At 41.6% G+C, this 3,413-nt stretch carries 3 protein-coding genes; all 3 read right to left on the bottom strand.

The annotated features are described in order from the left end of the window. Window positions 1-58 precede the first annotated feature (58 nt). The 3 genes from ASV53_RS23300 to ASV53_RS23290 all read right to left on the bottom strand — a co-directional run bounded on the left by ASV53_RS23300 (window position 59) and on the right by ASV53_RS23290 (window position 3,341). On the bottom strand, window positions 59-1,099 hold the full coding sequence (locus tag ASV53_RS23300) for a porin (RefSeq protein WP_094958893.1): 1,041 nt from the start codon (window positions 1,097-1,099) through the stop codon (window positions 59-61). 350 nt (window positions 1,100-1,449) lie between these two features. Continuing rightward, a complete protein-coding gene (locus ASV53_RS23295) occupies window positions 1,450-2,142 on the bottom strand; it encodes a thiol:disulfide interchange protein DsbA/DsbL (RefSeq protein ID WP_189337954.1) in 693 nt (230 codons plus the stop codon). 143 nt (window positions 2,143-2,285) lie between these two features. Then, window positions 2,286-3,341: a porin gene (locus ASV53_RS23290; protein ID WP_094958891.1), complete on the bottom strand. Its 1,056-nt coding sequence runs from the start codon at window positions 3,339-3,341 to the stop codon at window positions 2,286-2,288. Window positions 3,342-3,413: the final 72 nt, after the last annotated feature.

The raw sequence follows: 3,413 nt of genomic DNA, 5'->3' as shown, positions 1-3,413 counted from the left end.
ATAAAAAGCTGCCACTGGCAGCTTTTTATTTGGGGAGCATAGCTAAACGCAATTGCAATTAGAAGTTGTAACGTGCGAGTAGGGCATATTGATCTGCGCCTACATCATCACCTGTTGTTGCTTTCGCTTTAGTGCCAAGCTTAAGCTCCAAGGCGATAACAATGTTAGCAGGTACCCAAGCTGCACCAATTAGGCCGTAAGATAGCTCAGCATCACTGTTATCATCAGTCACACTGTTATAGCCACCATAGACTTGGTACATGTCTTGGATAGTATAAGCCCCAATTAACTCATAGCCTTTGGCTTTATCGACGGCATCACCTACACCGTTGAAGTTAATGTGGTTCTCATATTGACCATACTGCGCAGCTGCATAGATATTGTTGTTGTCGTACAGTGCTGCAAGTGACCATACTTTGTCGTCTTCTTCGCCTTTGTATTTGGTTTGACCATACGTAGCACCAAGGCTGACACCAACTTGCTCAATGTCGTAGATCACACTACCTTGTAGGCCATATTCACGATCGCCTGTGCTTGAGCCGTTTTCAAATTGGTATTGAACACCTACTTTTACTGGACCAAATTGGTTACGGTAGGTTAGGGCTTCATCAGCTCGACCTGTACCCGATACACCACCGTCACCGCCTGCTGCACCGCCTTCATCGCGGCCATCGTATGTACCTGACGCACTACCACCGTACACCCAGAATACATCCGTCCAGCCTGTTACATCATAATAGACAGACCATTGTTTACCGACTGTAATTGTACCTGCATTATCACTGGCAAAATAAATGTTACCAAGGCGGTTTCCAAAATCTTGGCTACCGTTGGCAACGGGGTTATAGCCCCATTCTGCTTTTGCACCCACGATCCAGTCATTGACTAAACCGTGCGTAAAGCCGAAGTTAATACGTGAACTGCTATTCACTAATTTGGTTGTACTATCTTCAGAGCCAACTGATTTAGTATGTTCAGCTCGAACAGCCAAGCGGCCACCGACGGAGAAGGATGTATCACCATCACGGTATACTTCTGCTGCTGAAGCGGGGAATGCTACTACTGATGCCACTGCGAGGGCAATGAATGACTTATTCATTTTTGTGTCCCTTATTATTGTGTTTTTATATGATTGTTACATGACGAACAATCATTCCATTCGCGTATAAAACGTAGACGAGTGGAGTCATAAAAACATAATTAAAGTTCCACAAAAAAATACATAAATTGGGTTATGAGACAGAGTATTAATATTGGGAACCTCTTTTTTACTTTTAATGAAATTTGGACTACTAATTAAAGTTTGGATGAAATTTACAAATGAAAAGGGAAGCAACAACGTGGGATTATGCTAAGAGCAAAATTATACGGTAGGAATATAGAAATGAATTGAGTGAAATAGAAGAAAGTACGCGATCTTTAACTCGAAACAGATCGCGTACGATGAGGTTATAGTTTTAAGAGGTGGCTCATAGTCGTAGAGATATCTTCAATACTGTCATGTGCACTGGTGTTAACTAAGTATTTACCACTAACAATAAAAGCTGGAATAGCATTCAACTGCGATTCTTGCATGACTTTATCGGCATACTCCATTTTTGCAACGACAGCATTTTTCTCGTCATCTGATAGCGCATATGGTGTTTTTAGATTATTGTTTTTATAGATGTTTTCTAGCTGAGCCTTACGCTCTGCTTCGGTTGATTCTGATGGCTCTTGGATATAACCGAATAAATCATCCATGAATTTTGCGCTAGGCTTGTCATCGGTTTGAATAACAGCGGTATAGTACATAAAAGCGAGCATTTGCGAGCCACGGTCGAAAGTAGCATGCATTTTTTCGATTTTTGTGTTCGTCTGTTTTTCCATCTCAGGAATGATGGTTTCCATCGTGCGGCAGTGTCCACAACCAAAAGAAAACACTTCAAGTATTTGTGGAGCGTTAGTGATTTCCTTAGGAAGAACTGTGTAGTGTGTACCTTGCTTTGGTACATCGGCGCCATTACATCCAGTTACCATGATGAGCATCGAAAAAATCACGATGAAGGGTTTTAGTAAGTGCTTCATAATCCGTAAGTCTTGATAGAAAGAAGGGCGTACTATAGTCGATGTTGAATCAATGATAAATAGTTTCAGCTCCATGGTTTGATGTGAGTCCATTTAAATTTAATTGCAATTAACGCAGCCTGAATATGACATTATTAGGTTTGCATTAAATGCAAAAAAGGGTTCCTAAATCGGAACCCCAAAAAAGACTCAGTTTTCTCTTTGAAAGAAGTTTTCGTTTAGAAGTTGTAACGTACTAGTAGTGCTAGGACATCATCAAGTTCTGCGGAAGAGCCATTACCATTTTTGCTGCTGGTATCAATTTTGTATTCAGCGGCTAGAATAATTGGACCAGTGAAGTAGGCAGCACCGACAGTTGCATAAGCATATTTAGCGTCTGAGTTATCATCTGTTAGTTGGTTATAGCCGCCTAATAGTTGGAAGCTGCCAATATCGTAAGAGCCAAAGAGCTCAATGCCTGTAGCATCTTTAATTGCACCTTCGTTGGTAGTTTCTGCACCTGTTAAGCCGTAATCATCTTGGTATTGATGGTTCTTGGATTGGCTGTAGTTAGCCGCAAGGTATAAACCTGAATTTTCATAGCTTGCAACGGCATTGGCGATCTTTGCATTTTCGCGATCATCAAATTGTGTTTCAGCGTATACACCACTTAGGCCAAGACCGAAGTCAAAGTCATAGCCAGCCATTGCTTGGTAACCACCTTTACGGTTGTAACCAGTCTGAGTTGACGTGTCGTAGTTGTCGTCTTCGAATTGGTATTGTAAGCCAACTTGTAGGCCTGAAAAGTTACCACGGTATTGAATTACGTCATCAGCACGACCAGTACCATGTACGCCACCATCTCCAGAAATACCGTCGTAGTTACCTGCGGTATCCCCACCGAACACCCAGAACATATCTGTTTTGCCTGCTACATCGTAGTGAATTGACCATGCTTTACCGATAGTAAATTGACCAATGCCTTCTTTATCTGCGGTGATTTGGCCAAGACGATTAGAAAGGTGGCTCTCTTTACTGCCGTTGGCTAACGCATCGTAGCCCCATTCCGCTTTGGCACCTACATCCCAGCCATTTTCTAGGGCGTGAGTAAATGCAAAGTTAATACGTGATGATTCGCTTTGTAAGCTGCTATCGCCATCCGAAAATTGTGCGCTAGCGGCTAAGCGGCCACCAATAGAGAAAGTATTTGTACCATCATTAACAATTTCAATTGCGTTGCTGTAGGTAGAGGTTGTTAATGCTGCGACTGCTAAAGCAAGAATTTTTTTATTCATTTTAACGTATCCCAATTTGTTATTAGTAAGGCATTTAACTCCTAAATGCTTGATAATATTTTTAATGCTTTA

The sequence above is a fragment of the Photobacterium sanguinicancri genome (assembly GCF_002265265.1).
GTDB classification, from domain to species: domain Bacteria; phylum Pseudomonadota; class Gammaproteobacteria; order Enterobacterales; family Vibrionaceae; genus Photobacterium; species Photobacterium sanguinicancri.
The sequence above is the reverse complement of the archived record's forward strand: the minus strand, read 5'-3'. Positions and strand labels throughout refer to the sequence as shown.

What these genes read in the sequence shown, in the direction of transcription:
- ASV53_RS23290 (WP_094958891.1), bottom strand. Translation starts at nt 3,341, where the DNA reads ATGAATAAAAAAATTCTTGCTTTAGCAGTCGCAGCATTAACAACCTCT.
- ASV53_RS23300 (WP_094958893.1), bottom strand. Translation starts at nt 1,099, where the DNA reads ATGAATAAGTCATTCATTGCCCTCGCAGTGGCATCAGTAGTAGCATTC.
- ASV53_RS23295 (WP_189337954.1), bottom strand. Translation starts at nt 2,142, where the DNA reads ATGGAGCTGAAACTATTTATCATTGATTCAACATCGACTATAGTACGC.